Source organism: Sphingopyxis selenitireducens, assembly GCF_051550705.1.
Lineage (GTDB): Bacteria > Pseudomonadota > Alphaproteobacteria > Sphingomonadales > Sphingomonadaceae > Sphingopyxis.
Genome location: NZ_JBPULG010000003.1, coordinates 518,192 through 538,580, shown reverse-complemented (window position 1 = coordinate 538,580; position 20,389 = coordinate 518,192). Strand labels below are relative to the sequence as shown.

General features: G+C 60.4%; 19 protein-coding genes. 13 read left to right on the top strand and 6 right to left on the bottom strand.

The genetic code is table 11. The features are described 5' to 3' along the window. Position 1 precedes the first annotated feature (1 nt). From ACSYDV_RS12530 to ACSYDV_RS12510, 5 genes are read left to right on the top strand one after another with little or no spacing between them, the layout of a single operon-like run. Positions 2-943, top strand: a complete 942-nt coding sequence (locus tag ACSYDV_RS12530; protein ID WP_438324148.1) for an acetaldehyde dehydrogenase (acetylating) — start codon at positions 2-4, stop codon at positions 941-943. Further along, a complete protein-coding gene (dmpG, locus tag ACSYDV_RS12525) occupies positions 940-1,968 on the top strand; it encodes a 4-hydroxy-2-oxovalerate aldolase (protein WP_438324147.1) in 1,029 nt (342 codons plus the stop codon). The genes ACSYDV_RS12530 and dmpG overlap by 4 nt, the downstream gene beginning before the upstream one ends. 10 nt (positions 1,969-1,978) lie before the next feature. Continuing rightward, entirely contained in the window at positions 1,979-2,635 is a 657-nt protein-coding gene (locus ACSYDV_RS12520) for an NADPH-dependent FMN reductase (protein WP_438324146.1), read from the top strand. A gap of 43 nt (positions 2,636-2,678) precedes the next feature. After that, positions 2,679-3,146, top strand: a complete 468-nt coding sequence (locus tag ACSYDV_RS12515) for an Lrp/AsnC family transcriptional regulator (RefSeq protein WP_438324145.1) — start codon at positions 2,679-2,681, stop codon at positions 3,144-3,146. Positions 3,147-3,148: 2 nt separating this feature from the next. Next, entirely contained in the window at positions 3,149-3,640 is a 492-nt protein-coding gene (locus ACSYDV_RS12510) for an Lrp/AsnC family transcriptional regulator (protein ID WP_438324144.1), read from the top strand. On the opposite strand, the gene ACSYDV_RS12505 is transcribed toward ACSYDV_RS12510, so the two are convergent. The 3 genes from ACSYDV_RS12505 to ACSYDV_RS12495 form a co-directional block, all read right to left on the bottom strand. Continuing rightward, positions 3,637-4,629, bottom strand: a complete 993-nt coding sequence (locus ACSYDV_RS12505) for an acyl-CoA dehydrogenase family protein (protein ID WP_438324143.1) — start codon at positions 4,627-4,629, stop codon at positions 3,637-3,639. The genes ACSYDV_RS12510 and ACSYDV_RS12505 overlap by 4 nt on opposite strands. Beyond that, complete coding sequence (locus ACSYDV_RS12500) at positions 4,629-5,753, bottom strand: acyl-CoA dehydrogenase family protein (RefSeq protein ID WP_438324292.1); 1,125 nt, start codon at positions 5,751-5,753, stop codon at positions 4,629-4,631. The genes ACSYDV_RS12505 and ACSYDV_RS12500 overlap by 1 nt, the downstream gene beginning before the upstream one ends. Positions 5,754-5,859: 106 nt before the next feature. Continuing rightward, positions 5,860-6,759: a LysR substrate-binding domain-containing protein gene (locus tag ACSYDV_RS12495; protein WP_438324142.1), complete on the bottom strand. Its 900-nt coding sequence runs from the start codon at positions 6,757-6,759 to the stop codon at positions 5,860-5,862. Between the two features lie 120 nt (positions 6,760-6,879). On the opposite strand from ACSYDV_RS12495, the gene ACSYDV_RS12490 reads away from it, so the two are divergent. Further along, a complete protein-coding gene (locus tag ACSYDV_RS12490) occupies positions 6,880-7,680 on the top strand; it encodes a crotonase/enoyl-CoA hydratase family protein (protein ID WP_438324141.1) in 801 nt (266 codons plus the stop codon). Between the two features lie 91 nt (positions 7,681-7,771). Here the strand turns inward: ACSYDV_RS12490 and ACSYDV_RS12485 are convergent, their stop codons facing one another. Next, the gene (locus ACSYDV_RS12485) at positions 7,772-10,015 is read right to left on the bottom strand and encodes a TonB-dependent receptor (protein WP_438324140.1); all 2,244 of its coding nucleotides are present in this window, start codon (positions 10,013-10,015) and stop codon (positions 7,772-7,774) included. Between the two features lie 580 nt (positions 10,016-10,595). Between ACSYDV_RS12485 and ACSYDV_RS12480 the strand changes: the two genes are divergently transcribed. Genes ACSYDV_RS12480 through ACSYDV_RS12470 form a run of 3 tightly spaced genes read left to right on the top strand, consistent with a single transcriptional unit; the run spans position 10,596 to position 13,903 of the window. Then, positions 10,596-11,891 (top strand): OB-fold domain-containing protein, encoded by a 1,296-nt coding sequence (locus tag ACSYDV_RS12480; RefSeq protein WP_438324139.1) that lies wholly within the window; start codon positions 10,596-10,598, stop codon positions 11,889-11,891. After that, entirely contained in the window at positions 11,892-13,097 is a 1,206-nt protein-coding gene (locus ACSYDV_RS12475) for an acetyl-CoA acetyltransferase (RefSeq protein ID WP_438324138.1), read from the top strand. It begins immediately after the preceding gene. 32 nt (positions 13,098-13,129) lie between these two features. Further along, complete coding sequence (locus tag ACSYDV_RS12470) at positions 13,130-13,903, top strand: SDR family NAD(P)-dependent oxidoreductase (RefSeq protein WP_438324137.1); 774 nt, start codon at positions 13,130-13,132, stop codon at positions 13,901-13,903. Between the two features lie 37 nt (positions 13,904-13,940). Here ACSYDV_RS12470 and ACSYDV_RS12465 read toward each other — a convergent pair whose 3' ends face one another. Further along, positions 13,941-14,612 carry a TetR/AcrR family transcriptional regulator gene (locus ACSYDV_RS12465; protein ID WP_438324136.1) on the bottom strand — a complete coding sequence of 224 codons (672 nt, stop codon included), beginning with the start codon at positions 14,610-14,612 and terminating at the stop codon, positions 13,941-13,943. A gap of 151 nt (positions 14,613-14,763) precedes the next feature. Here ACSYDV_RS12465 and ACSYDV_RS12460 point away from each other — a divergent pair, with 151 nt between their 5' ends. Then, positions 14,764-15,069: a DUF1330 domain-containing protein gene (locus tag ACSYDV_RS12460; RefSeq protein WP_438324135.1), complete on the top strand. Its 306-nt coding sequence runs from the start codon at positions 14,764-14,766 to the stop codon at positions 15,067-15,069. 50 nt (positions 15,070-15,119) lie between these two features. Here the strand turns inward: ACSYDV_RS12460 and ACSYDV_RS12455 are convergent, their stop codons facing one another. After that, complete coding sequence (locus tag ACSYDV_RS12455; protein ID WP_438324134.1) at positions 15,120-16,283, bottom strand: acyl-CoA dehydrogenase family protein; 1,164 nt, start codon at positions 16,281-16,283, stop codon at positions 15,120-15,122. Between the two features lie 271 nt (positions 16,284-16,554). On the opposite strand from ACSYDV_RS12455, the gene ACSYDV_RS12450 reads away from it, so the two are divergent. From ACSYDV_RS12450 to ACSYDV_RS12440, 3 genes are all read left to right on the top strand, one after another. Further along, positions 16,555-18,219, top strand: a complete 1,665-nt coding sequence (locus tag ACSYDV_RS12450; protein ID WP_438324133.1) for an AMP-binding protein — start codon at positions 16,555-16,557, stop codon at positions 18,217-18,219. Beyond that, the gene (locus ACSYDV_RS12445; RefSeq protein ID WP_438324132.1) at positions 18,216-19,010 is read left to right on the top strand and encodes an enoyl-CoA hydratase/isomerase family protein; all 795 of its coding nucleotides are present in this window, start codon (positions 18,216-18,218) and stop codon (positions 19,008-19,010) included. The genes ACSYDV_RS12450 and ACSYDV_RS12445 overlap by 4 nt, the downstream gene beginning before the upstream one ends. 487 nt (positions 19,011-19,497) lie before the next feature. Further along, positions 19,498-20,388 carry an alpha/beta hydrolase gene (locus ACSYDV_RS12440; RefSeq protein ID WP_438324131.1) on the top strand — a complete coding sequence of 297 codons (891 nt, stop codon included), beginning with the start codon at positions 19,498-19,500 and terminating at the stop codon, positions 20,386-20,388. Position 20,389: the final 1 nt, after the last annotated feature.

Sequence of the window (20,389 nt, the reverse complement as noted above, 5' to 3'; positions counted from 1 at the left end):
CATGACACGGGTGAAGGCGGCGATCATCGGATCGGGCAATATCGGCACCGACCTGATGATCAAGATGATCAAATATCCGCAGAATATGGAGCTGGTCGCGGTCGTCGGCATCGACGCTGCTTCCGAAGGCCTTGCGATGGCGCGCGAACGCGGCGTCGCGACGACCCATGACGGGATCGACGGACTAAAGGCGATGGATGTCTATCCCGGGATCGGCATCGTCTTCGACGCCACCAGCGCCTATGCACACAAACTTCACGACGCGGCTCTGTGCGCAGACGGCAAGCAGGTCGTCGACCTGACCCCGGCCGCGATCGGCCCGTTCACCGTGCCGGCGGTCAATATGGAGGCGCATCTCGATCAGCCGAACGTCAATATGGTGACATGCGGCGGTCAGGCGACGATCCCGATGGTCGCTGCAGTCAGTCGCATCGCGCCGGTACATTATGCCGAAATCATTGCCTCGGTTTCATCACGTTCGGCAGGCCCCGGCACCCGCGCCAATATCGATGAGTTCACCCGGACGACCGCGCGCGCGATTGAGGATGTCGGCGGCGCGAAGCGCGGCAAGGCGATCATCATCCTCAATCCTGCGGAACCGCCGATGATCATGCGCGATACCGTCTTCACGCTCTCCGACACCGCCGATGAAGCGGCGATCACAGCGTCGGTCGAGGCGATGGTCGCCGAGGTCCAGTCATATGTGCCCGGATACCGGCTAAAACAGAAGCTGCAGTTCGAACGTTATGGCGACAACAACAGGCTGAAGATTCCGGGACAAGGCGAGTTCACCGGCATCAAGACCTCGATCTTCCTCGAGGTCGAGGGCGCGGGCGACTATCTGCCCAGCTATTCGGGCAATCTCGACATCATGACCGCCGCAGCGAAAGCGACCGGCGAGTTGCTGGCGAAAAAGATTCTGGACCGGAGGGCTGCGGCATGAACTTCGCCCCCACCGCCACCAAGCTCTACATCCAGGACGTTACCTTGCGCGACGGCATGCACGCGATCCGCCACATGTATGGCGTCGATCATGTCCGTTCGATCGCGAGGGCGCTCGATGAAGCGGGCGTCGATGCCATTGAGGTCGCGCATGGCGACGGGCTCTCGGGCACCAGCTTCAACTATGGCTTTGGTGCGCATACCGACTGGGAGTGGATCGAGGCGGTCGCCGATGTGCTGACCCGATCGGTGCTCACGACGTTGATCCTGCCCGGCCTCGGCACTGTCGAGGATCTGCGCCGCGCCTATGACCTCGGCGTCCGTTCGGTTCGCGTCGCGACACATTGCACCGAGGCCGATGTGTCGAAACAGCATATCGGTATCGCGCGCGATCTTGGCATGGACGTCGCGGGCTTCCTGATGATGAGCCATATGATCGAGCCCGAGGCGCTCGCACAGCAAGCCCTGCTCATGGAAAGCTATGGCGCGCACTGCGTCTATGTCACCGACAGCGGCGGCGCGCTCGACATGGATGGCGTGCGTGCGCGACTTCAGGCCTATGACCGCGTCCTGAAACCTGAAACCCAGCGCGGGATGCACGCGCATCATAATCTGTCGCTGGGCGTCGCGAACAGCATCGTCGCCGCGCAGGAAGGCGCGGTGCGTATCGACGCCAGCCTCGCGGGCATGGGTGCCGGCGCGGGCAATGCACCGCTCGAGGTGTTCATCGCCGCCGCCGACCGCAAGGGATGGAACCATGGCTGCGACGTGATGGCACTCATGGACGCTGCCGAGGATCTGGTCCGTCCGCTGCAGGACCGTCCGGTCCGCGTCGACCGCGAAACGCTCGCATTGGGCTATGCCGGAGTCTACTCCAGCTTCCTCCGCCACGCCGAGAAAGCCGCCGTCGATTACGGCCTCGACACCCGCGAAATCCTTGTCGAACTCGGTCGCCGCAAAATGGTGGGCGGCCAAGAAGATATGATCGTCGACGTCGCGCTCGATATGCTGAGCGCGCAAAGTTGAGGGAATCCCGATGACAATAGTTGACCCGGCAATCAGGGAACCGAATTCCCCGGCCGACCGGCGGCCGTTCATCGTCGCTCTGGGCGGAACAACTTCCCCAAACAGTACGACCGAAAAAGCGTTGCGGATCGTCCTGACCGGGGCGCAGGCAGCGGGTGCCGACACCCTGATGATTACAGGACCCGAGCTTGAGCTTCCTATCTATGCATGGGAACGCAAGGACCGCGATACAGCGAGCCTCCACCTGATTGCTTCGCTGCGCCGCGCCGACGGGATCATCATCGGGTCCCCCGGCTATCACGGCAGCATTTCAGGGCTGATAAAAAACGCGCTCGATTATGTCGAAGACATGTCGGGAGACGCGTCTCCCTATTTTCATGGCCGCCCGGTCGGCGCCATTACGACCGGGGCGGGCTGGCAGGGCGCGGTGACCACGCTGACCGCACTGCGCGGTATCGTCCATGCCCTGCGTGGGTGGAACACTCCGTTCGGCGTCGCGATCAATACCGTTCCGCCGCCCTTCGGCCCCGACGGCCTCTGCCTTGATTCAAAAATCGAAACGAGCCTACTTGCCCTGGGGCGAGAGGTTGCGGACGCAGCCCATATGCGGATCCATAGGACGAGAGAACCATCGGCGACACTGGCGGTGTCCGTTGCGGCGAGCTAAGAACCGGCACGGCCGAGGACACCCGGCGTATGAGGATATGCCATTGAGCTTCAGTTTCGACGCAACCGATCTCGCCATTGTCGAACAATTGCGCGAAAATGGCCGTGCGACCAATCAACAGATCGCAAAAGCGCTCGGATTGACCGCCACGACCATTTCCACACGTATCAGGCGAATGGAGGAAGCCGATCAGCTGCGCATCATTGCGGAGTCCGACTTTGCGGCGCGCGGTTATGATCTGTTGCTGCGTGTGACCATCGAAGTCGAGGGCCGTGCGGCATCCGAAGTGGCGGAGGAGCTGGCAGCACTCCCCGAAGTATTCGCCGTCCATCTCGTCACGGGTCGCTACAATATCGACATGCTCGTGGCGATGCGTGACACCGGCGAGCTCGGAGCATTTCTGCTCGACAAGATCGGGCGGATCGAAGGTATCCGTTCGGTCAGCCCCGCCATCATTGCCGACATCGTCAAATACCAGTTCGATGCCGTACCGATCATGCCGGAGAATTGACGATGGGTGCCATCCAGCTCGACGAACTCGACTTGCGCCTGATCGATCTGCTTGCGCTCGACGCCCGCGTGCCCAACGGCCAGATCGCCAGTCAGCTCGGCGTAACCGAAGGAACCGTGCGCGGCCGGATCAAACGGCTGCAAAGCGAACGACTTATCGCCTTTACCGCCATCACAGGCCTGGCAATGGCGCGCAAATCGCGTCTCGCCTTCATCAACATTCAGGCCAAAACCACATCGGTCCGTGCCGTCATGCAGGAAATTTCGCAGATTCCCGAGATCGACGGAGTCATGGCGACAACGGGCGAATTCAACATCCTCGCCCTCTGCCTGTTCAACGAACTGGACGCACTCTCCGACCTGGCTTCCGGGCGAATATTGTCCCTGCCCGGGGTGCGGCATGTCGAAACGGCCATCACGATAAAAACGTTCAAATATAATGCACGCATGGTGAAGATCACCAAAGAGCCCGCACTTCCGGACGAGCAGCCTTAGCCCCCTGTCGCGGAAGCGACGGCCAGGCTGCTGCGGACAAAATCGACCGAGCCCGCAGACACGGCCAGCCGCTCTACGCCCAATTTGCGGTTCCAGTATGTTTCCGACCCGTCGGCGAGGCGCCATTCGTGCAAGCGGCGTGAATATAACTGCAGGTCATGTTCCTCGCTGATCCCGATCGCACCGTGGATCGCATGGGCCGTAGCCGCGATGCGCGCAGCGGCAGCGCTCGTTACAGCCTTGGCAGAGGCAGCCGCCGCCAGCGGAGGCGACAAGCCTCCCGCGCAACCGAGCTGGGACGCAATGCGCGCCGCGACGACATCTTCCGCCATCATCGCCAGATTCTGCTGAACTGCCTGTTGCCGTCCGATCGGTTTGCCAAACTGGACACGCTCATTGGCAAAGGCGACCGTCATCTCGATCAACCGCCCGGCGGCTCCTGAAATCAGGCTCGCGCGCAATAGCGCGCAGATCGCGCGCAGGCCGCCGGCCGCTATCGTGCCGATGCTGTCTCCCGGGATGCCACGCCAGCCCGGACGGGCGGCAAGGCTGCCCGGCACGCCGGTGGCACCCACCTGCTCGCGGCTCGCATCGACGAGATGAAGCGTGCCGGCCGCGTCCACCAATATGTGGGTAGCGACCAGACCCGATGGAATAAGAAACGCGCCGTCGCGCTCCACCGTGCCGATCGCCAGCGGGCCTTCGGGAACGATCGCTCCTGCAGCGGTCAGAAAGTGACGCGCGATCATCGTCTCGCCGACCGGCAAAGGCACGGCATAGCGGCCGAGCGCCTCCCACAAGGGATGCACCTCCGCCAGTGTCAGCCCCCCCCCGCCCCTGTCCGGCGCGACCAGCGCATCGAGAAATCCCGAGGCGGCAAAAATATCCCACATGGCAGCGGTGTCACCGCCGCGCTCGATCGCGCGAACCTGCGACGGTGCGGCAATGGTTTCGAGCATCCGTTCGAAAGGGTCGACAAATTCGTTCATTATCTCAATCCCATCCCGCGAGCGATGATGCCTCTCATGACCTCCCGCGTGCCCCCGCGCAGCGAGAAGCTCGGCGCAATGCAGGTCAGATATGTCAGCGTTCGATAGAGTTCGGCATCCACCGGTTCATCGGGGTGAGCGGCAAGATCATCGCCGATCGCTACAGGCAAATGCTGCTCGAAGCCGGTGCCAAGATCCTTGACCAGCGCCGCCTCGACGACGGGGCTCTCACCCGCCGCCAACCGCGCTGTGCAGGCGATCGACATTGCCCGCAGCACCCCGATCCGTGCGGTGAAATCGCCGACCAGGGCGGCCGTTGCCGGATCGCTTCGTCCCACGTTCTGGAGATGACGGATCCATGCATCGAGCAGCACGACACTCGAATAGATGCGCTCGGGCCCGCTCCGTTCGAACGCAAGCTCGGCGTTCACTTGCCTCCAGCCATCGCCTTCTTGCCCTATCAGGGCATGAGAAGAGAGCTCCACATCCTCGAAAAAAACCTCGCAGAAATGCGAATCTCCGGTCAGATCGACAATCGGACGAATGGTCACACCGGGCGCTTTCAGGTCGATAATCATCTGCGAGAGACCGACGTGCCGGTCGTCCGCCGCCCCCGATGTCCGGAGCAAAGCGACCATATAGTCGCTGCGGAGCGCATGGGTGGTCCAGATTTTCTGGCCGTTCACGCACCAGCCGTTTTCGGTCCGCTCGGCGCGGGTACGTACGCTTGCCAGATCGGATCCGGAACCGGGTTCGCTCATCCCGATACAAAAGAAGATTTCGCCGCGGCAGATGCGCGGCAGATAATCTTCCCGCTGGGCTTCACTTCCAAAGTTGAGAATCAGCGGCGCCGTTTGCCGATCGGTGATCCAGTGCGCTGCCACCGGAGCGCCCGCCGAAAGCAATTCCTCGACAACGACGAAGCGTGCGAAAGGCCCGCGTTCGCTGCCCCCATAACGTTTCGGCAAGGTCAGCCCCAACAGGCCCGCCGCACCGAGCTTGCGGCTGAACGCCGCATCGAAGCCCTGCCAAGAGCGAGCCCGGACATCAACGGGAATATCCGCCATCATATCGTGGAGAAGCGCGCGGATCGCCGGACGCAGCGCCTCATCCTCCAGCGGCAAGGCCGCAAGTGTCAATGTATCGAACAGCGCCCATCTCCCATCCCTGTCCGGCGTCTATCGTCGAACAGGCAGGCCATGCCGTGCCTTCCCGTCGCGCATCAAATATTTACTCGGGTCGGTCCGATACCGTTTGTGTATCGATCGCCGCGTGCGCGACCGAAACGAAGTTTCGGGCAAGCACGCCCGCATTCCGCCGCGTTACAATTCCGAGTTCGACATACAGCGGCTCGACGAGCGGGACCATATGCACGCCCCCCGGAACGGCGCGTCTTGTCTCGGAAGGAACCAGCGCGATGCCCAGTCCGGACTGCACGAGGCTCAGGATCGTCTGAATCTGCGTCGCCTCTTGCACGATCAGGGGAGAAAAACCCGCCGATCGACAGGCGAGCAGCACGATCGAGCGCAGCACACTGACCGGACCGTGAAGCACTTGCGGCTCGTCGACCAAGTCGGAAAGCGCAAGCGTCGACCGCCGCGCCAGGGGATGCGCGGGGTCCAGTGCGACGACAAGCCGGTCGCGCTCAATCACGGTTATGTCGAGGTCCGAAGCCCGCATCAGCGGCAGGCGCACCAGCCCGACGTCGAGCCGCCCTTCGGTCAGGGCATCGGCGATCGACACACTGGTCATTTCGTCCAGATGCAGATCGACGTCTGGATAATATTCGCGGAAAGCGGGAATGATACGCGGCAATGCGGCACTCGTAGCCGATCCGACAAAGCCGATCGATAATGTCCCGCTTTCTCCCACCCGCCCGCGCTTTACTGCCTCCCGGACCCGACCTGCCTGCTCCAGCGTTGCACGAACGACAGGCAGGGCGGCGCGCCCCGCATCGGTCAACTGCACCCCGCGGCTTTCGCGGTCGAACAGCCGTGCACCGAGATCATCTTCCAGTTTGCGGATGGCGACGGTCAGCGGCGGCTGCGAGATATTGAGCCGTTCGGCCGCCCGATGAAAATTCAGGGTCTCGGCGACGACAGTGAAATAGCGTAGCTGGCGAAGGTCCATTGATAGTCAGCCCCTATCGAAATCTTGGCAATCGATATTGGTCATGCCGGACCGCAAGAGCCTAGCTCGCAGGGTAGCGCCGGACATTCCGGCTCCCCTCGAAACCGGACTGGATCTGCCATGAAACCCTTTCTTCTCGTCGAGCGCGAGGGGGCTGTCGTCATTGCGACGCTTGATCGCCCCGAACAACGCAACGCCATTTCCGAGACCGCCCACAGCGAAGAGATTGCGGCCTTCTGCGCTGAGGTCACGCGCGATCCCGGTGTCCGCGCGATCGTCCTGACCGGCAAAGGCAGCGCATTCTGCGCTGGAGGCAACATCCGGCATATGCAGGAAAAAAGCGGCATGTTCGCAGGCTCTCCTTATGCCCTTCGCAATAATTATCGCACAGGCATTCAGCGCATTCCGGAGGCTCTCTACGAACTGGAAGTACCTGTGATCGCCGCGATAAACGGACCGGCCATCGGCGCCGGCCTCGACCTCGCCTGTATGTGCGATATCCGTATCGCGGCGGACACCGCCATTTTTGCGGAGAGCTTCGTAAAGCTCGGCCTGATCCCGGGCGATGGCGGCGCGTGGTTGCTGCCGCGGGTGATCGGCATGCCCCGCGCGACCCAGATGACGCTCACCGGCGAGACGATCGATGCCGCAACGGCGCTCGCCCATGGCCTTGTCACCGAAGTGATGCCGGCCGAACGGTTGATCGAGCGTGCGCTTGGCCTTGCAGCGGACATCGCCGCCCACCCGGGGCACGCGACGCGCATGGCAAAACGACTGCTGCGCGAAGGGCAGAATATGAAACTCGCGCCGCTGCTCGAACTGTCGGCGGCGTATCAGGCCCTCGCTCATCACACGGCCGATCATGAAGAGGCGATTGCCGCATTCGTCGAGAAGCGCGCCGCGAGATTGCCCGGCGACTGATCTACACCGTCTCCCGGGACGATATATTGCGAGCAAGGAAAAGGGAGTGAGGACAGCCTCACTCCCTTTTCTTTCTGCCGGTTTCGACACCTCAGTTCAGCGCGAACCGGGCCTGTATTGCAAATGTGCGGCCCCGGTCGATCGAGCGCGCGAACGATCCGGGCGAGGCGACGACATCGGTTGCCGAACCCATGACCTTCTCGTTCGCCAGATTCTTGCCGACGAAGGCCAGTTCCCATTTTCCGTCCATGTCGCCGATACCCAGACGCAGATCGAAGCGCTGCCAGGCACCCTGCACCGTGTTCGGATCCTTGTCCGCATTCACGTTGTAGGAACTGGAGAAGGAAACCGCAGCATCGCCCTTGAACTGCAGGTTTCCGCCAATCGGATGGGTATAGCCGGCACGGGCATGTCCCGCCCATTTCGGTGCGAACGGCGGCGCTTCCCCACTCAGATCCTGAGCGCAGACCGCCACGCCGTTTGCCAGTGCTGCGGCGGATTGGGCAACCGTACAACCGGCATTTGCATAGTCTTTATAGGCCGCATCGAGATAGGCCAGATTCACCCCGAAATCGAAATTGGAACCCGGTCGCCAGTTGAGTTCGACCTCGGCACCCTGCGTCCGGAGCCCACCCACGTTGGTCACGCTGATAAAAGCGGATGTCGGCGTGCTCTGGGCGACACTCTGTTGCAAATCCTTATAATCGCTCCGGAACAGCGCGAGGTTGAAGGACACTGCCCGATCGAACAACAGGGATTTCAAACCCATTTCATAGGCACGGACCGTTTCGGGAGCAAAAGTCAGGCGATCCGCAACGCCAGTGAGCTCCACGGCATCGAAGCCGCCGGCCTTGAAGCCTTCGCTGAATTTCCCGTAGAAGGTCACGTTGCGATCGAGTTTATATTGCATCGTCACGGACGGCAGAAAATCATCACCCTCGACAGATGCGCTGGTCGTGTGATCGACAAATCCGGTCAGCGCCTGCGCTACCGGTTGCAACGCAGCGGGTAGCGGCGTGGTGGACAGGCCGAAGGCGTCATTGGCCCGCGCGTTGGTCGCCGACTGGCCCCCTTTCTTTCTGGAATGCGTGTAGCGCAGACCAAGCGTCAGCGAGAGACTGTCGGTAAAGGGATAGGTGACCGCGCCAAAGGCCGACAGAGCGGTTTCCTTCTGGTTCAGCTGGGTAACGCCGGACAGCGGCGCATAGGGTTGCAGAACCGCCAGCGGACCCTGCAGGAGCGCGGAGGCAAACGGGAAATTCAGCGTTGTTCCGACGCTCGATTTCGAGTCCAGGTAATATCCACCAAAAATATACTGCAGCTTGGAACTCGCCGGCGACGTGAAACGGAGTTCGAGGGTGGACTGCTTCAGATCCTCCGGCGAATTATAGCTGAAGAAATCGGCGGGCACGCCGTCGGTATCCGCTGCTACGAGGAAGTCATGCTTCGAAAAGGACCCCAATGCGACGACGCCGACGCCGTCGCTGTTATCGCGTTCGATTTTGAGCACATATTCCGACGCTTCGATCCCGCCCCGCTCGCCGGCCATCGAAGAACGCCGGAAATCAAAGTCAGTTTCCTGTCCGGTGGCCAAGGCATAACCGCAGGAAAATGTGGTCGCGGGATCGAACGGCGGCGCCGGGCAATTCGTCAGCTGGGTTGAAAACGCGCCAGTGGAATCCTGCTTTCCATATTCCGCCTTGAACAGCGCGGACCAGTCGGGCGCCATCTGCCATAGCGCCGAAAAGCGCACAAACTTGTCTTCGACCTTCGGGTTGCGCTCACCGGTCCCCAGATTCCGGATATATCCGTTGAGATCGGAGTACCGCCCCGCCACACGGACCGCCAATGTACCCGCCACCACGGGAGCGCTGATCGCCGCCTCGACCACGGGCTCGTTGCCAACGAACTCATAGGATGCAAGCCCATATCCTTGGATCTCGTCGAGATCGGGCTTTGCGGTTGTAACGCTGAAAGCCCCGCCGATCGCATTGTTGCCAAAATAGATGGTCTGCGGCCCCCGCAGCACCTCGATCCGCTCGATGTCGACAATCGTCGACTGCGAATAGCGCGACCGGCCGTGATAGACGCCATCGACGAATGTCGCGACCGCCTGCTCGAAGCCTGCGTTCGATCCCGAACCCACTCCGCGGATATAGATGTTGCTGGATACCGCGTCCTTGGTCACGAAAACATTGGGCAAGGACTTGGCCAGATCCTCAACTCCCGACAGCTGCATATCCTGCAGGTCTTGTCCCTGTATGGCGACCATCGAAATCGGCACATCACGGATGGATTGTTCGCGCTTTTGCGCGGTGACCACAATTTCCTCCACTTGCGCAGCTGCCGGCGTGGCACACATCAGTATCGCGGCCCCTGCAGCGGACTGCAGAAGTGTTATTTTCGCTGACCTCACAATGCTCTCCCCTCATACCGGATCAGTCGTGTTGGCGCTGATCCTGGACTTATGCGTCTGGACATGAGTTCAGTGCTAAATCCAGAAAATTCAGATTGCAGCTCGCGTTCCGCTCGCTTCCCGTCGATCCCGACCTGCAGCTGACAAGGCTGCAGCAACAAATGCCCCTCCCTTTCCCGCCTGCCCCGCGGGAGGATCGCGAAACGAGTTTTACCTGAGTGCCAGCGTCTCCAGAAAAAGGAGGACGTCCGATCAAACCCCGGCCCCAGCCGGATTAAGTCATCCGGTTCCCTGCGAACGGAGTGATGATGATCGTGCCGGACCAGTGACGGAGGAAAATTTGCACGACATCGGCATCGTTTCGATCGCGGCCTATCTGCCGCGGCTGCGCCTCGCCCGGAGCGCAATTGCGAAAGCAAACGGCTGGGCGAATCCCGCGCTGGCGTCGATCGCAAAGGGACACCGCGCGATTTGCGGACATGACGAGGACAGTCTGACGATGGCGGTGGAAGCAAGCCGTTCCTGTACGGAGTACGTGTCCGGTGTGCCGATCGAGCTCGTGCAGTTTGCAAGCACCACCCCGCCGTTCATCGATCGCGCCAATGCAGTGATCCTGACCGAAGCGCTGGCCCTGTCCCCTGACACCCGCTGCACCGACGTCACCGGTTATCTGGGCTGCGGCGTCACCGCATTGATTCAGGCGCTCGAGACCGGCAAGACCGCCTTGACCGTCGCCTCCGACAAGCGCCTTGCCAGAATAGCATCGGTCCAGGAAATGACCCTTGGCCACGCAGCGACGGCGGTTGTCACCGGCGCCGAAAAGCCGATCGCCCGCTTCGTGGCCGCACATTGCACCGCGATCGATTTCGTCGACCATTATCGCGCCGCCCACGCCGCAACCGACTATCTGCTGGAAGAACGCTGGGTGCGCGACGAAGGCCAATTGAAGATTGCGCCGCCGACAATCAGAAGCCTTCTGCGGACCGCCGATTGGGATACCGCCACGATCGATCACGCCGTCCTTGCCGGCGTCGGCTCTGCCGCCGCCCGCCAGATCGCGCGCGAATGTTCGATACATGAAAGCGCGCTGACCGACATGTTGCAGGCCGGATGCGGCGACGCCGGATCGGCGCAGCCATTGCTCATGCTCTGCCTCGCGCTGGAGAAAGCCAAGCCGGGTGAAAAAATCCTGCTGGTTAATGTCGCCCAGGGTTGCCAGGCGATGCTGTTCGAGGCCACCGAAGCCATCAACGACTGGCAGAGCGAACGGTCGTTGCGACAACAGCTGGATGACGGCGTAGAGGACGGGAATTACCTCCGCTTTCTTTCCTTCAACGATCAGATCGAAGTCGACTGGGGCGTGCGCGCCGAGCGCGATAACCGAACCGCCTTGTCGGCCTTCAATCGCCATCGGAAAGCAGTGAGCGGTTTCATCGGCGGTCTGTGCACCGCGTGCCAGACGAAACAGTTTCCCAAAGGACAGTGTTGCGTCAACCCGGAATGCCGAAAGTTCGACACGATGGTCGACGAGCCCTTCCGGCAAAAGACCGGCAAGGTGAAATCCTATACCGAAGACTGGCTCGCCGTTTCGACCAATCCGCCCCTCGCCTACGGCAATATCGCCTTCGACGACGGCGGCGTGGTCATGATGGAGTTCACCGATTTCAATCCCGGCGAACTGCGTGTCGGGACGCCGGTTCGCTTTGTTTTTCGCATCAAGGACAAAGACAGGAAACGGCAATTTCATCGCTATTTCTGGAAAGCGGTCCCCACTGATCCGACAGGAGCGCGATAAATGGCCGAAGGTATCCGGGACAAAGTCGTCATTCTTGGCATGGGATGCTCGCGCTTCGGCGAGCGTTGGGATTGCAGCGCCGAAGACCTCATCGCCGAAGCATTTCAGGAAGCCCTCGCCGATGCAGGCATAGAGCGGGACCAGATCGACGCAGCATGGTTCGGATTGGCCATGGACGAGCAGAATCTGGGCAAATCCGCCTTGGCGCTTTCCCAGGCTCTCCGCCTTCCCAATATTCCCGCAACGCGCGTGGAAAATCTGTGCGCAACGGGATCGGAAGCGCTGCGCGGCGCCGTTTATGCCGTAGCAGCCGGCGCTGCCGATATTGCGCTGGCGCTGGGCGTGGAGAAACTCAAGGACACCGGTTACGGCGGCCTGCCGGAACGGACCAGAGGGACCTTCAACGATCTTTGGCAGCCCGGTGCCACCGCACCAGGATCGTTCGCGCAATTTGCCAGCGCCTATGCGGCACAACACGATTTGCCGATGGCCACGCTCAAGGAAGCGATGGCTCATATCTCATGGAAAAGTCATGAAAATGGCTCGAAAAACCCCAAGGCCCATTTGCGACGCAGAATCGCAAAAGAGGCAATCCTCGATGCGCCAATGGTCGCCTATCCGCTCGGGCTCTTCGATTGCTGCGGGGTCAGCGACGGGTCAGCCTGCGCCATCGTCACCACTCCGGAAATGGCCACCCGTCTGGGGAGAACGGGCGCGCTGGTCAGTATAAAATCCATACAGCTGTCGCTCAGCAACGGTTCGGAACAGTCGCATAACAGCTGGGACGGCAGCTTTGCGCAGACGACGCGGATCGCGGCGCAAAGAGCTTATCGGGAGGCAGGCATCGCCGATCCGCTCCGCGAACTCGACCTTGTCGAAGTTCATGACTGCTTTTCCATTACCGAACTGGTCACGATGGAGGATCTTGGCCTGTCCCGGCCGGGTGCGGGATATCGGGACGTGCTGGACGGCAAGTTCGACGCCGACGGCGAAGTGGCCAGCAATATCGACGGCGGACTCAAATGCTTTGGTCACCCGATCGGCGCATCGGGCCTCCGGATGGTTTACGAAGCCTATCTCCAGCTTCTCCATCGCGCGGGGGATCGCCAGTTGATGCGGCCCAAAAAGGCGCTGACCCATAATCTCGGCGGTTTTCCCAACAACAATGTGTGCAGCATTTCCATCCTCGGAATGCTGGGCGACTGACTTATCTCCTGTCTCTCGAATAAAGGCCCGACATGAACAACCCTGCCTCGCTCGAAAACAAGGTCATCGTGATTACCGGTGCCGCCCACGGCATCGGCGAAGCTCTCGCCTCGCACGCCCTCCGCATGGGAGCACGGGTCGCAGCGATCGACATAGACGAGGCCGCGCTGCAACGCAGCCTCGCTGAGCACGACCCGGATCGGATCAGGGGTTTCGCTGGCGACATAACCGACAGCGGCTTCGTCGCGGACATCGTCGGAGAAACCGTCAGGACATTCGGCGACGTCAATGGCCTGATCAACAATGCAGGGATCGTGCGCGCATCGATGATCGCAGACATGTCGCCCGGACAGTGGCAGGCAGTGATCGATGTCAATCTCACAGGGGCCTTCCTTTGCCTGCAGGCCGTGGGCCGGCACATGATCGAAAAGGCCAGAAATGGTGATGCCCGCCCCGGGGCCATCGTCAACATATCCTCCGGCGCCGGACGGCGAGGCACGGTCGGACAAATAAATTACGGAGCGGCCAAGGCCGGTGTGCTGGGACTGACCATGAGCGCGGCTCGCGAATGGGGTCGCTTCAACATCGCCGTGAACAGCGTCTGCTACGGGCTGGTGGAAACGGCAATGACCGAAACCATTCGTCAGGACAAGTTTCGCGAACGCTATCTTGAAAGCATCCCGCTCGGCCGCTTTTCTTCTCCCGAAGAGATTGCCCCCGCCACCTGCTTCTTTCTGTCCGACGCGGCATCCTATATCACGGGCCAGCACATCGGCATTGACGGCGGATTTCACATCACGTCCTGAACCCTGTCACGGCCGCAATCGAGCGGACCCGCAGCACTTATTTCGTCAGATAATTCACCGCCATTTTCGTCAGTTCGTCGAGCATCTGCTCCTCGGTGATATTGGTCGGATTATGGACGACGAAATGCCGCATATTATGAATCGTGGCCTGTTCGACGAACAGAAGCGCGGTTCGCAGATCGGATACCGCCAGTTCGGTATGATGTTGTTCGAGAAATGCCAGATTTGTCGAATGCGTATGAACCTCCAGCGCCATGCTCTTGGCATATTGCTTTAATTCGGGAACTTCATCCCAGATGCTGAACAGGATGAATTCATGTTCCTTGTAGATATCCAGCAGCACTGCCATGATACGGCGCAAGGCCGGAGCAAGTGGCTCATCCATCAGATTGCGCAGATTTTCCCGAATTCTGGCGGCCGCCTTTGCCACCGTTTGCTCGATCAGCGCCTTTACAATAGCCTGCTTGTTCGGGAAATATTGGTAAAGCGAGCCGACGCTTACTCCGGCGACTTCGGCAATCCTGTTCGTCGTGGCGTTTTTAAAACCTTCGCGGATGATGATCTGCTCGGTTGCCTGCATCAGCGCTTCAGCAGTGACGACTGCGCGCGGCTGCTTGGGATTTTTACGGCGACGGACATCGGAGTCACCGACATTCTGCGGGCCGCTCCCGGGTTCCGAACCGGACGAATCTGCGCTGCGAAAAGACATCCCCACCCCAATTTCTGTAATTATATTTTGGTATCGTCATATCGCGAACAATGACGTGCCTGTCGACCTTCTACCCGACCCCCGCGTCCCATATGCGAGTTCATGCTGAGATCGGGCTTCGATAAGCCAGTCCTCGAAAGAGGAGTGCGATATGCCAGCGTATATTATCGGAAAGCTGACCGTTGAAAACTGGAACTGGTACCGGGAATACCGATCGGTCACCGAGCCGCTCGTCGAACAATATGGCGGCCGTTATCTGATCAAAGGCGGCGAGCGCGAGAAGCTTGAGGGCGACGAACCGCTGGGACATGCCATGGTGTTGATCGAGTTTCCAGATCGGGATGCCGCGCAAAGCTGGTATCGCGATCCAGCCTATTCGAAGATGATCCAGTTGCGTGAGGCGCATGACGTCATCACTCAGCTCGCTCTCGTGGAAGGGCTCCCTCCCGTCGATTGACCCCCCGGAGCTGACGACGACACCGGGCACGTCCGGCGCCCGGTTTGCGTCTATTTGCCGAGCTTCAACATATTGCAGATGTTGTTTCTCTGGATCGCTGAAGATCCGCCAAGGATCGGCATGACCAGAATATCCCGAACATGGCGTTCCATGTCGAATTCCTTGATATATCCATAGGCTCCCAGAATCTGTTGGCACAAGAGCACAATCTCCTGGGCTGTCTGGCAAACGAACAGCTTCGCCATCGATGTTTCCAGCGGTGCCTTCCCGTCGCGGTCGAGCGCGTCGGCGGCCTGATATGTCACCGCGCGGCAGGCATGGAGTTTCGTCCGGGCGTCGGCCAGCATGTGCCGGACAGACTGGAATGCGGAAATCGGCTTGCCGAACTGGTGACGCTCCTGCGCGTAGATCCAGGCCTCATCGACGGCGGCCGCAGCGATGCCCAGCGCCATCGCGGCCACCTCCATTTTTTCGATATCCAGACCGGGTCCGGCCATCATCGGCCAGGCACGATTCCACCCGGCATCCTCACCGACGATATTTTCCAGCGGAACAGAAACCTCGGAAAAACTGACATCAAAGGTTCCGGTGCCCTTCAGGCCCAGCGCGTCCTGTTCCTCATATGTAATACCGTCCGCGCACGACGGAATAAGGACCAGCGACAGATTCTTGTATTTCTCGTCCAGCGGTCCCGTTCGGACCAGCGTGTAAATATAGTCGGCGATTTTCGCGCCCGAACAAAAGCGCTTCGATCCGTTGACGATCAAGCTCTCGCCCACGACCTTCCCTGTCGTGCGCACGGCCGAGACATCGGCACCCACATCGGGTTCGCTGATGCCATAGGCGAAGATCAGGCCTTCGCTTGCCACCTTGGGCAGCAACTCCTGCTTTTGCCGCTCGCTGCCGACCTCGGCGATATTCAGCCCGGCATAACAGGCCGATTGAATATAGGGCCCACCCACCGCCATGCTGCGGCCGCAGAGCAATTCAATGGCGACTATGGTGGCGCGTATGTCTTTGCCCGCGCCGCCATATTCTTCGGGTACAGTCAATCCCATCAAGCCCAACGAAGCCAGCTTCCGATGGACATCGCGGGGGAAATAATTCTCGCGATCCCATTTCCTGACCAGATCGAGCGGCATTTCTTTCTCGATGAAGCGCGAGAGCGTTTCCCGCAGCATCTGGATATGATCGGACTCAGAAAAGTTATTCATTTCAGCCTCGTAAACACACACCACCGGCAAACCGGCGAGGCACATTTCCTCAACAAGCGAGCAAATTTCGTGGCCGGGTTAAATCCGAAGCCGTTCAGCTTGAACTCGCATAAGGACTGATCGACCGGGCGATCGCCGTGCCGAAAGTGGGCGCCGCGCATCCGTCGAGCCTCAAGGAAAAACGAGTTTTAGCTGAACCTCATGCGACCCTAAGCCGACATTCCGCAGGCGCCGCCTCCGGGATTCAGCACCAAGGTCGCAGCCAGGAACAATGGAAAACATCGCTACGTCCCTCTCAGAATCGATTGCCCGTCCCGACGCCGGGACGCAGCATGCGGCGCCTCTGTTACTGGGCGATGCCCTGACAGAAGCCGCATCGCGGTGGGGCGACAGGGAAGCCGTCGTTTACCGGCATCAACCTGCCATCGCAGACGCCGTCTGGACCTACGCGGAGCTCGACGCAGATGCCACGCGGCTGGCAGTCGCATTGATCGAAAGGGGCTTTATCCCCGGCGAACGAATTGCTGTCTGGGGCGCAAACCACGCCGAATGGGTGTTGCTGGAATATGCCATTGCCAAAGCGGGCCTCGTCCTCGTCGCGCTCAACCCCCTCTACAAGCTGAGCGAACTCGAGTTTGCTCTTCGGGATTCGAACGCCGCGGGCATATTCCACGCCGACCGGATCGGCGCCTCTATCCCCGCCGGGATCATCAGCGAAGCGCGCAAGAACGTCCCCGGCCTTCGTTACGTCCAATGTTTTTCAGGCATCGGGAACGAACTGATGCGCGGGGCGACCGGACAGCTCACGCCCCTGGCCATCGATCCCGACGACCTGTTCATGATCCAGTATACCTCAGGCACCACGGGCGTCCCGAAAGCAGTGCGGCTTTCGCACCGTGCAATCACAACCACGGCGCGCAACTCCTATCAGACATGGGGGCTCGGCGAGAAGAGCCGGGTCTGCCCGGGCTTCCCCCTGTTCCATGTCGGCGGTTCGGGAAACTCGATCCCCGGCGCAGGGCTCGTCGGCGCGACGACGCTCCCTCTCTATATTTTCAAACCCGCCGTGACACTCGACATCCTCGAACGCGAAGAATGCACGGCCTTCATCGGCGTTCCGACCATGCTGATCGCGATGCTCGACGACCCCTCTCTTTCGGGCCGGTCGCTGCAAAATCTGAAGACCATCATTCTGGGCGGTGCGCCTGTGACAAGGAACCTGCTTCGACGCTGCCAGGATGTTTTGGGCGCGGATGTCATCAATTGTTACGGCCAGACCGAAACATGCGGGGTCACCACCACCACGACGCCGACCGACAGCGCCGATACGAAGACACAAACGAGCGGCGCCCCGCTTACCGGAGTGAGCGTCGCCATTCGAGACGAACGAGGCCAGTCGGTCCCGCGCGGCGAAATCGGTGAACTTCATTACTGCGGCCCCGGAGGAATGCTCGGTTATGGCAGCGACCCGCATGCCGCCGACAGTCCGGACGCACCGCGCTGGATCGCATCGGGCGATCTGGCGACGATGAACGCCGATGGATTTATCGCCATTGTCGGCAGGAAAAAGGAGATGATCATTCGCGGTGGAGAAAATCTCTCACCGGTCGAAATCGAAAGCTACATGAAAAACCATGAAGCGATCCGCGACGTCGCTGTCGTTGGGGTCCCTGACGCAAAATATGGCGAAGTGGCCTGCGCCGTCGTTTCCGTCCACCAAGGCGTCGACATAACCGGACCGGAAATCCGGCAATGGTGCGCGGATCGCATCTCGCGCTGGAAAGTGCCCGAATATGTCGAGTTCGTCGACGAATTCCCACTGACTCCATCAGGTAAGATCCAGAAATTTATCCTGCAACAACACATCGCAACGCGGCTGGGTCTGATCCCGGACCAGCCCGCTATCAACAATATCGAAGAGGATTCACGGACATGAATTATGATCGCTACAAGGAACTTCGGATCGAACAGAACGACAGAATTCTGACGATAACCGTAAATCGCCCCGACACGAAAAATGCGATCAACCTCGCCTTGCACGAAGAGTTTTCTTATATTTTCGACGATGTCGATCGGGACGAAAATGTCGATGTCATCATCCTTGCCGGTTCCGGTGGGTCTTTTTGTGCGGGCGGCGACCTGAAATGGCTTTTGTCCCTGCATGGTGATGCTGCCGGCACCAGCGTCGGAATCCGGCGGGACCGCAAGATTCAGAACGCAATGCTGGACCTTGAGAAGCCGATCATCGCAAAGGTCGATGGCCCGGCGATCGGGCTGGGCTGCTCGCTCGCCCTCTATTGCGATTTCATCTACGCCTCGGATCATTCGGTATTTGCCGATCCGCATGTCTCGGTCGGCCTTGTCGCCGGCGACGGCGGAGCCGTTATGTGGCCGCAGCTGATCGGATATGCGCGCGCGCGCCGGTACCTGCTGACCGGCGACCCGATTCCCGCGACCGATGCTGCCGCCATCGGCTTGATCACTGCGGCGGTGCCCGCCGACGAACTCGATGCCACAGTGGCGAAGATGGCGAAAAGGCTTTCCAGCGGCGCGACTCATTCCATTAAATGGACGAAGGCATCCATCAACGCAGGCCTGAAGGTCACGGCGAATGCCATCATCGACCGGGCAGCCGCTTATGAAAACGTGACCCAGCTTCTCGATGACCACCGGATCGCGCTCGAAGCTTTCCAGAACAAGGAGAAACCCAGGTTCGTCGGCCGCTAGGCGAGCGCATCCGCAGGCATCGCGATCCCCTCGCCTGCAAAAGGCATGGCACGATCACGGAGGTGACGCCTTGCCGTTTGAGGTGCTGGAAATCATTGTCGACGAACAGTCCGCCTACCTGAGAAGCTCGCTGCTGAAAGAATGCTTCGCCTACTGGGTGGCCGCCCGTGACTCTCAAACCATGTAGGTTTTCTGATTTGGGTCAGGACTCATTGATGATCGCTGCAAGAAGGTAACGGTTGCAGCGAGGACGATGGCGGAGCTGGTGGTTTTTAACCAAAGCCCGCCGGAAGCAGACAAGCTGGCCTGTCGCGGAAGACGCTAGGGGCATTGCCGGACTGGCCGGGAGACGTCCATCGCATTACTAACGAGGCCGTCTCGTCTCTTTTCGACGATTGCCGCACTTTTTTGCACGCGATCCTAAGCGACCGGGAAACGGGCCGCATAATGGATGGACAGGCTCATCGCTCCCGCCAAAAGGTGTGCAATGGATAGAATAGACCTGATCGATCCGCCGATGCATTCGCTCGAACTCGCGGATGGCCGGCAATTGACGTGGCAGGAATTCGGCGTGCCTGGCGGCCGGCCCGTTCTCTATTTTCACGGCGGCGGCAGTGTGAGTCTGGAGGCTGGGCTATATCATCGCGAGGCCGTTCAGCGAAATATCCGCCTGATCGCAACAAACCGGCCGGGTGCGCGCGGCTCGACGCTTTGCCCCGGCCGCCCTGTCGCCGCCTATTCGAACGATCTGAACGAGTTGCTCGACAGCTTGAAAATCGACCAGTTCGCATGCATCGGCGAATCGAATGGCGGCATGGTGACGCTCGCCGTGGCGGCGACGATGGCGCCGCGCGTCATCGGGGCCGTGCCGGTCAATCCGACCGTTCCCTGGTTCGATCCGCTGGCACGGAGCGTCTCGCCGCGTTTGGCCGCCATCGGCTACCGCTTGATGAAATATTTCCCCGGGCTGGTTGTCAAAGCGGCAGAGGGTTCGGCGGTTCGACTCCGCCGCAAACGCGACGCAGCACCGCCAAGCGATGGCTTCAGCCCGCTCGATCTGCTCGGCCCGCCGCCGGGTATCGAGGAGGATGTGGGCGAATATCAGTGGCGTGTCATGGAGCAACCCGCAGGAAAGCAGGCGCTCTTGGCCGAACTGAAATGGGCCGCATCGGACTGGGGCTTCGATTTCTTCAATATTCCCACCAGGCTCGATTTCTATTGCGGCGCCTTTGACGCGCAGGCGCCGTTCGCGCTCGTCCTTGCTGACCGCAATCCCGATGCGCGCTTTCACTATTTTTCTCACGGCCACCTCGCCTATTCGCACCCCGACGCGCGGCGCCGGATGATGGACCGGATCGCCGGATATTTCGATCGGTGAA

What these genes read in the sequence shown, in the direction of transcription:
- ACSYDV_RS12480 (WP_438324139.1), top strand. Translation starts at nt 10,596, where the DNA reads ATGGCGGTGGAAGCAAGCCGTTCCTGTACGGAGTACGTGTCCGGTGTG.
- ACSYDV_RS12475 (WP_438324138.1), top strand. Translation starts at nt 11,892, where the DNA reads ATGGCCGAAGGTATCCGGGACAAAGTCGTCATTCTTGGCATGGGATGC.
- ACSYDV_RS12445 (WP_438324132.1), top strand. Translation starts at nt 18,216, where the DNA reads ATGAATTATGATCGCTACAAGGAACTTCGGATCGAACAGAACGACAGA.
- ACSYDV_RS12460 (WP_438324135.1), top strand. Translation starts at nt 14,764, where the DNA reads ATGCCAGCGTATATTATCGGAAAGCTGACCGTTGAAAACTGGAACTGG.
- ACSYDV_RS12520 (WP_438324146.1), top strand. Translation starts at nt 1,979, where the DNA reads ATGACAATAGTTGACCCGGCAATCAGGGAACCGAATTCCCCGGCCGAC.
- ACSYDV_RS12490 (WP_438324141.1), top strand. Translation starts at nt 6,880, where the DNA reads ATGAAACCCTTTCTTCTCGTCGAGCGCGAGGGGGCTGTCGTCATTGCG.
- ACSYDV_RS12510 (WP_438324144.1), top strand. Translation starts at nt 3,149, where the DNA reads ATGGGTGCCATCCAGCTCGACGAACTCGACTTGCGCCTGATCGATCTG.
- ACSYDV_RS12465 (WP_438324136.1), bottom strand. Translation starts at nt 14,612, where the DNA reads ATGTCTTTTCGCAGCGCAGATTCGTCCGGTTCGGAACCCGGGAGCGGC.
- ACSYDV_RS12505 (WP_438324143.1), bottom strand. Translation starts at nt 4,629, where the DNA reads ATGAACGAATTTGTCGACCCTTTCGAACGGATGCTCGAAACCATTGCC.
- ACSYDV_RS12530 (WP_438324148.1), top strand. Translation starts at nt 2, where the DNA reads ATGACACGGGTGAAGGCGGCGATCATCGGATCGGGCAATATCGGCACC.
- ACSYDV_RS12440 (WP_438324131.1), top strand. Translation starts at nt 19,498, where the DNA reads ATGGATAGAATAGACCTGATCGATCCGCCGATGCATTCGCTCGAACTC.
- ACSYDV_RS12450 (WP_438324133.1), top strand. Translation starts at nt 16,555, where the DNA reads ATGGAAAACATCGCTACGTCCCTCTCAGAATCGATTGCCCGTCCCGAC.
- ACSYDV_RS12455 (WP_438324134.1), bottom strand. Translation starts at nt 16,283, where the DNA reads ATGAATAACTTTTCTGAGTCCGATCATATCCAGATGCTGCGGGAAACG.
- dmpG (WP_438324147.1), top strand. Translation starts at nt 940, where the DNA reads ATGAACTTCGCCCCCACCGCCACCAAGCTCTACATCCAGGACGTTACC.
- ACSYDV_RS12495 (WP_438324142.1), bottom strand. Translation starts at nt 6,759, where the DNA reads ATGGACCTTCGCCAGCTACGCTATTTCACTGTCGTCGCCGAGACCCTG.
- ACSYDV_RS12470 (WP_438324137.1), top strand. Translation starts at nt 13,130, where the DNA reads ATGAACAACCCTGCCTCGCTCGAAAACAAGGTCATCGTGATTACCGGT.